Source organism: Clostridium sp. DJ247 (assembly GCF_014231265.1).
On sequence record NZ_JABAIW010000099.1, the window covers coordinates 1 to 6,623 of the forward strand.

At 29.9% G+C, this 6,623-nt stretch carries 4 protein-coding genes; 1 reads left to right on the forward strand and 3 read right to left on the reverse strand.

Going from position 1 to position 6,623, the window contains the following annotated elements; all coding sequences use genetic code 11:
• Window positions 1-81: 81 nt before the first annotated feature.
• The 3 genes from proC to HGI79_RS21790 form a co-directional block, all read right to left on the reverse strand.
• Entirely contained in the window at window positions 82-894 is an 813-nt protein-coding gene (gene proC / locus HGI79_RS21780; protein WP_185652772.1) for a pyrroline-5-carboxylate reductase, read from the reverse strand.
• A gap of 114 nt (window positions 895-1,008) precedes the next feature.
• Complete coding sequence (locus HGI79_RS21785; RefSeq protein ID WP_185652773.1) at window positions 1,009-3,126, reverse strand: RNA degradosome polyphosphate kinase; 2,118 nt, start codon at window positions 3,124-3,126, stop codon at window positions 1,009-1,011.
• A gap of 1 nt (window position 3,127) precedes the next feature.
• Complete coding sequence (locus tag HGI79_RS21790) at window positions 3,128-4,672, reverse strand: HD domain-containing protein (protein ID WP_185652774.1); 1,545 nt, start codon at window positions 4,670-4,672, stop codon at window positions 3,128-3,130.
• A 336-nt stretch (window positions 4,673-5,008) separates the two neighbouring features.
• Between HGI79_RS21790 and ppx the strand changes: the two genes are divergently transcribed.
• The gene (ppx, locus tag HGI79_RS21795) at window positions 5,009-6,511 is read left to right on the forward strand and encodes an exopolyphosphatase (protein ID WP_185652775.1); all 1,503 of its coding nucleotides are present in this window, start codon (window positions 5,009-5,011) and stop codon (window positions 6,509-6,511) included.
• Window positions 6,512-6,623 lie beyond the last annotated feature (112 nt).

The window sequence follows — 6,623 nt, forward strand, 5'->3', positions numbered from 1 at the left end:
TTAAAAATATTTAACGTGACGAAACATGGTAATATATCCGGTCGTATAAGTTAAATTTCGGGCGTGTTTATCTATATCTAATTATTTACTGCTTGACATTTCTATGACTTTTTCAGTACATCTTTCCATAGCCTCAATAATAGTTCCTTTAAAGTTATTTTTTTCAAGACTATATAATGCTGCTATAGTTGCTCCTCCTGGTGAACAAACCTTATCTCGAAGTTCTATTGGATGCTGATCTGTCTCCAAAACCATTTTAGCTGCTCCTAAAACTGATTGTGCTGCAAGCTTATATGCTTTTTTCCAAGGTAGTCCTCTTAATACACCACCTTCCGCTATAGCCTCAATAAACATATATGCATATGCTGGAGAAGAACCACTAATAGCAGGAATTATATCCATAAGACTCTCATCTATTATTTCAGCTTTGCCAAAACATTGAAATATTTTAATTATATCCTTAAGGTCATCTTTGTCAACCATTTCATTATGACATATAACGCTCATGCCTTCTCCTACAAGGGTAGGTGTATTTGGCATTGCTCTTACTGCTTTCACTTTTCTTCCAAAGGCTACTTCTATGGTTTTTAAATTTATAGCTGGCGAAATAGTTACTACAGTAACATCTTCTTTAATACAGTCCTTAATTTCATCTGTTATCTCTTCGTGTTTATCTGTTTTTATGGATAAGAAAAGTATATCAGCAAATTCTGCAACTTCTTTATTGTCATCTGTAGTTAAAACCCCATATTTATTCTTAATTAATTCTAAAATTTCCGTAGAAACATTGCTAACCATCATATTGTTACTAGGCACTAACTTTGATTTACATATATCACTAATCATTGCCTGAGCTATATTTCCCCAACCAATAAACCCTATGTTCTTATTCAAATTCATCACTCCCCGAGTTCAATATATACTTGTAAATGAAATTTACATTCTAGCTAACCTAGTACATAGAAGTCCTTGATCTACAACTGCTAGTGTAATGTACAACTACATGTATTATAAGTTGTATGAATTGATGGGTTCAAACTTATCCCTTTTTTCTATGGTTGCAGCAACTACTAAAGCAGCAGCCTCCTTATAGAAGTACTCCTGGCTGTTTATAGATTCTTTTCGTCTTCTATCTATCTTAGTATAAGTACCATCTTTATTTAATATTCTCGCTTTAATAGTATCTTTTAAATATATATTTAATATTTCATTAAGTCTTCTTTTATTTTTTTCTTCTTTTACAGGAAATAGTAATTCAACTCTTCTATCTAAATTCCTGGTCATCCAATCAGCACTAGATAAATATATATCCTCTTCTCCATTATTATAAAAGTAATAAATTCTGCTATGCTCAAGAAATCTTCCCACTATACTTCTCACTCTTATTCTTTCACTAACCCCAGGAACTCCAGGCCTTAAACAACAAATACCTCTTATTATTAAGTCTATATCTACCCCTGCACTAGAAGCATCATAAAGACTTTCTATAATTTCTTGATCAACTAAAGCGTTAACTTTTGCAATTATTTTCGCCTTTTTGCCGTTCCTAGCATTTTCTGTTTCTCTATTGATAAGTTTTATAAACTCTTCTCTCATATTTATAGGTGCTATAATAAAATTATACATCTGCGTTAAATCTGAATAGCCAGAAATCATATTAAAAAGAGCAGAAGCATCTGTACCAAAATAAGGGTTTGAAGTAAATATACTTAAATCCGTATAAATTTTTGCAGTAACATCATTATAGTTTCCAGTACTCAAATGAACATATCTTTTTATTCCGTTTTCTTCACGTCTCACAATAAGTAAAATCTTACAGTGAGTCTTAAGTCCTACTAATCCGTATATTACATGACAACCTGCTTTTTCTAGACGTTGTGCCCATATTATGTTGTTTTCTTCATCAAATCTAGCTTTAAGTTCAACTAGAACTGTGACTTGTTTGCCATTCTCCGCTGCCTTAGCTAATGCATTTACAATAGGTGAATTACCACTTACTCTGTAGAGAGTTTGTTTAATCGCTAGTACATTAGGATCTTCTGCCGCCTTTTCAACAAGTTCTACTACAGGATCAAAGGATTCATATGGACAATGTATCATAATATCACCACTAGATATGGCCTCGAAAATATTGTCACTATCCTTAAATTCTATAGACTTTTGAGGCCTAAATTTATCATATTTTAAATATTCAAAACCATTGATAGAACTTAGCTTCATAAGAAAAGTTAAATCTAAAGGCCCTTTAATCTTATATACACTGTTTTCATCAACTTCTAACTCTTCTTCCAACAAATTCAGTATTTTATCTGCTATTTCCTGTTCTGTTTCCACTCTTATAACAGATCCCCATTTTCTTCTTCTAAGAGATTGTTGGATTTCTTCAAGTAAGTCTTCTGCTCCTTCCTCATTGAAATCTAAATCTGCATTTCTCGTTATTCTATAACATCCCATATCTATTATATTGTGTCCTTTAAATAACTCTTCCATGTGTAGTTTTATAACTTCCTCCATTAGAGTAAAACATCTTTCATTACTTTCACTAGGTAATTCTACTAGCCTACCCAGTACAGAAGGAACTTGAACTGTAGCAAATATATTCTCTTCTCTATCTTCATTATTTTCTAGTAATACTGCAATATTAAGACTTTTATTTAATATAAGAGGGAACGGTCTACTTTTATCAACTACCATAGGTGTCAAAACTGGGTATACAGATTTAATGTAGTACTCTCTTACAAATTCTTTTTGCTTCTTACTTAGTTTTTCTCCTTTTAATAGATTTATATTCTTTTTTCTTAGAGCTTGAATTAGCGATCGATTAAAACAATTATACTGATCATGAACCATTTTGTGTGTTCTGATTAAAATATGCTGTAATTGTTCTTTAGCATTTAAACCTGCTGCGTCACGTTTATCAAATCCTACAGCTAGCTGATCCTTTAAGGAGCCTACTCTAACCATGAAAAACTCATCTAAATTTGAGCTTGCAATAGATAGAAACTTTAATCTCTCAAGGAGGGGATTATTACTATCTTGAGCTTCTTCTAAAACACGCTCATTAAATTCAAGCCAACTTAGCTCTCTATTTATAAAGTTATGAGGTTTATACTTATTACTTGTCATACTAACAGTCCCCTTTACTTTTTATTATAGGCTTATAGCCCATAACTTCTTCAAAAAATGAAGAATTATTCTTAAAACTCCACTCTTCAAGTGCTATATCTTCCTTTGCCCTAATATGAAACAAAAGTTCTCTATCATGTGCTGATATCCTTACCTCTTTTACCTTCTGTTTATGAGACATATCTAAGGCTTCTGCAAGTTTAAGGATGGCTGATAACTTAGATATAATTATTCTTCCATACTTATCAACTGATCTATACTCTTCATCCTTTAAACTTGGATTTTCTTCAAGATGATATTTAGTTATGTTTGCAATTATCTTTAGCTCTTGGTTTGAGAATCCTAATATATCTTGAGAATATATAATATTATATGAATGAAGGTTATGGTCGCTTAAGTTTACGTATTTGCCTATATCATGTAAGATAGCTGCTACCCTAAGGTATAATCTTTCTCTATGTTCTAATCTATGAATTTCCTTTGTCCTATCAAAAATATTTAAAGCTATATTTTCAATATGTGAAGTATGTATTTTGTCTATTCCATACTTTTGCCCTATATACCATACTGAACTTATAATATCATTTATGGCATCCTCTTTCCTCTTAGTATTCATTGATTCATCAGCCACGTCTGCTATAATACCATGTCTTAGAGATACCATTGGTGCATAAATTCCTTTTGCTTTTGTCATATTAAGGAACGTATAAAATATTAAAACAGAAGGTAATAAAAGTTCTGCTGATTTTTTAGATAGTTCATATTCATTTATAATCTGTTCCGTAGTCATAAATTTAAGCTTTTTATATAATTCTTCTATATGTTCTTTTTTTATAAATTGTGGTACAGTGTCTTCTTTGTTACTTGGATATATTCTAGATATAGTTGCTAGTTCTCCACCTAATCCTATAAAGTTACTAATATTAATAACTTCTATATAGTGTTTAATTTGATTTATATTGCTTTCTATAAATTCTTTCATTATCTGTGAAAAATTTAAATTTACAAGTTCTAATCCTGAAAGCATCTCTCTTATTCTTAAAGATCCTATCTTAACATATTCAGTAAACTTCAGACTTCCTTTGTGATATACAGATACCTCTACACCACCTGAACCTATATTTATTAGTAAAAATCCACCATCATACATTCCTGGAACCTTAGAGAAGTTATTCCATATAGCTTTATACATATAAAAACGTTCTTGAGCGCTATTTATAGTTTCTACACTTAATCCTGTTTTTAATCTTATTTGTTCTAAAACATAATCTCTGTTATCAGCTTCTCTAATACCACTGGTAGATACAGCTTTATATTTTTTTACTTTATAATCGTTCATAATCTTAGCAAATCCACTTAAAGTTTCACAGGTTTCATATATGGCCTCGGGGTTAACTTTACCATAAGAGAAGGTGTCTCTGCCTATGTTACTAGATTTGTTGAGTTCTTCAATAGTTGTTATCTCGCCATTTTGCATAATTTGAGCAATTATCATTCTTATAAAGTTAGATCCCACATCAATAACAGATACTACTTCCGTCTTCATATAATTTCCCTTTCCTTCATACAAATTTATTTCAATTATACTATATACGACAAAATTTTAGCAATATTTAACCAGGTTTTACATATAATAAAATATAAATGTGTTTTTTCTACAAACAATTTATGTAAATTAATATCATAATTTAATTAATGTTTAATATATAAAAATTGTACTATTTACTTATATTATATGTAAAAATACTTGAAAAATTAAGTTAAACATAATATAGTCAATATAATAGTTTCTTATGAAAAATTTTTAATATTACTGTTAGATTATTTTATCCATGTAAGTGAAGTTTCACTTTATTAGTTATGCTTTAAAAGGAGAGAATATATGAAGAAAATAGGAGTTATAGATATTGGTTCTAATTCAATACGTTTAGTACTTTTAAGGATAGGTGAAAATAATTCATTTAAAATAATTGATGAATTAAAGGAAACCGTACGACTTGGAGAAGATATGGACGAAAATCTTAATTTAAGTTCAGAGCGTATGGAAAAAGCCATTAAGACCTTAAAATTTTTTAAAGATATTTGTAATTCTACTGAAGTTCATGAAATTATAGCCGTAGCTACTGAAGCTGTAAGAAAGGCTAACAACAAAGATGTATTCCTAGGATTAGCTAAAGATGCTGCTGCTTTAGATATTAGAATACTATCAGGTGAAGAAGAAGCATACTATGATTACTTAGGTGTTATTCATAGTATGGATATTAAAGATACTTTAATTATGGACATAGGTGGTTGTAGTGCTGAATTAATTCTAGTTAAAGATAAGAAAATATATAAAAGTATAAGTCTACCTTTCGGGGCAATAAATATTACTGAAAAGTTCCGTATTTATGACGATATTACACCAGAAAAAGAAGAGGAAATCCATGAATTTTTCTATGATATTTTTAGAAGTATTCCTTGGATGTCTGAAATTGAATTCCTTTCGCTAGTTGGCGTAGGTGGTACTATAAGAAACATAGCTAAAATAGATAAAAAGTTAAAAAATTATCCTTTAGCAATTACACACAACTACGAAATGACTTCCGATGATGTACTTAATATTTATAATTTGGTAAAGAGTAAAAACCTTGAGGAAAAGAAGAAAATTAGAGGTCTATCAAAGGAAAGGGCTGACATTTTTTCTGGTGCTTGTTCTGCAGTTTGTTCACTTATAAAATTTTGTGCCATAGATAAACTTTTAGTAAGTGGTAACGGTTTAAGAGAAGGCTTAATTTACGAATATATTACAAAACATGGTTCTTCCATTGAGGACGTATTAGACTTTTCAATAAATAATTTATTATTAAATCATAGTATGAACAACAAACATGGAGAGAACACATACAGAATTGTAAAAAAATTATTTATTGAACTATCTGATATAATTGATATAGATGAAAATGTAGAAAAGATATTAAAAACTTCATCCATGCTCCATGATTGTGGAATAGCTGTTAACTACTACACACATAATCTACACTCACAATATCTTATAATTAATTCTCCTTTGTATGGACTAAGCCACAGAGAATTATTAATGAGTGCATATATAACTGCGTTTCATCATAAAGATGATTATAAATTAAATGATCTAAATTATGAAAATATAATTACTAAAGATGATATAAAGACCATACGAAAACTTGCATTACTGTTAAATATAGCTGAAGCTATTAGTAAGAGTGTTGGTATTTACTTAGCTAATATAGCTTGTCATATAGAAAAAGACACTGTGGTAATAAATGTAGTTTCTACTTTAAATTATAAGTTTTCTACCCCTGATATTTCAAAGATATGTAGCAGTTTTAAGAAGATCTTTAAAAAGGATTTAGTTATAGTATAAGTTATAGATAACCGTGCCCGAAATTTAACTTACACGACCGAATATGATGCCAAACTTCGGCACGTTAAAAACTTTTAATCAGTCTAAAGTTCGTGTTTTAAGCAGAGAGCCA

Bases quoted from the DNA above. Each gene is read 5' to 3' on its own strand.
- HGI79_RS21790 (WP_185652774.1), bottom strand. From the start codon at position 4,672: ATGAAGACGGAAGTAGTATCTGTTATTGATGTGGGATCTAACTTTATA.
- ppx (WP_185652775.1), top strand. From the start codon at position 5,009: ATGAAGAAAATAGGAGTTATAGATATTGGTTCTAATTCAATACGTTTA.
- HGI79_RS21785 (WP_185652773.1), bottom strand. From the start codon at position 3,126: ATGACAAGTAATAAGTATAAACCTCATAACTTTATAAATAGAGAGCTA.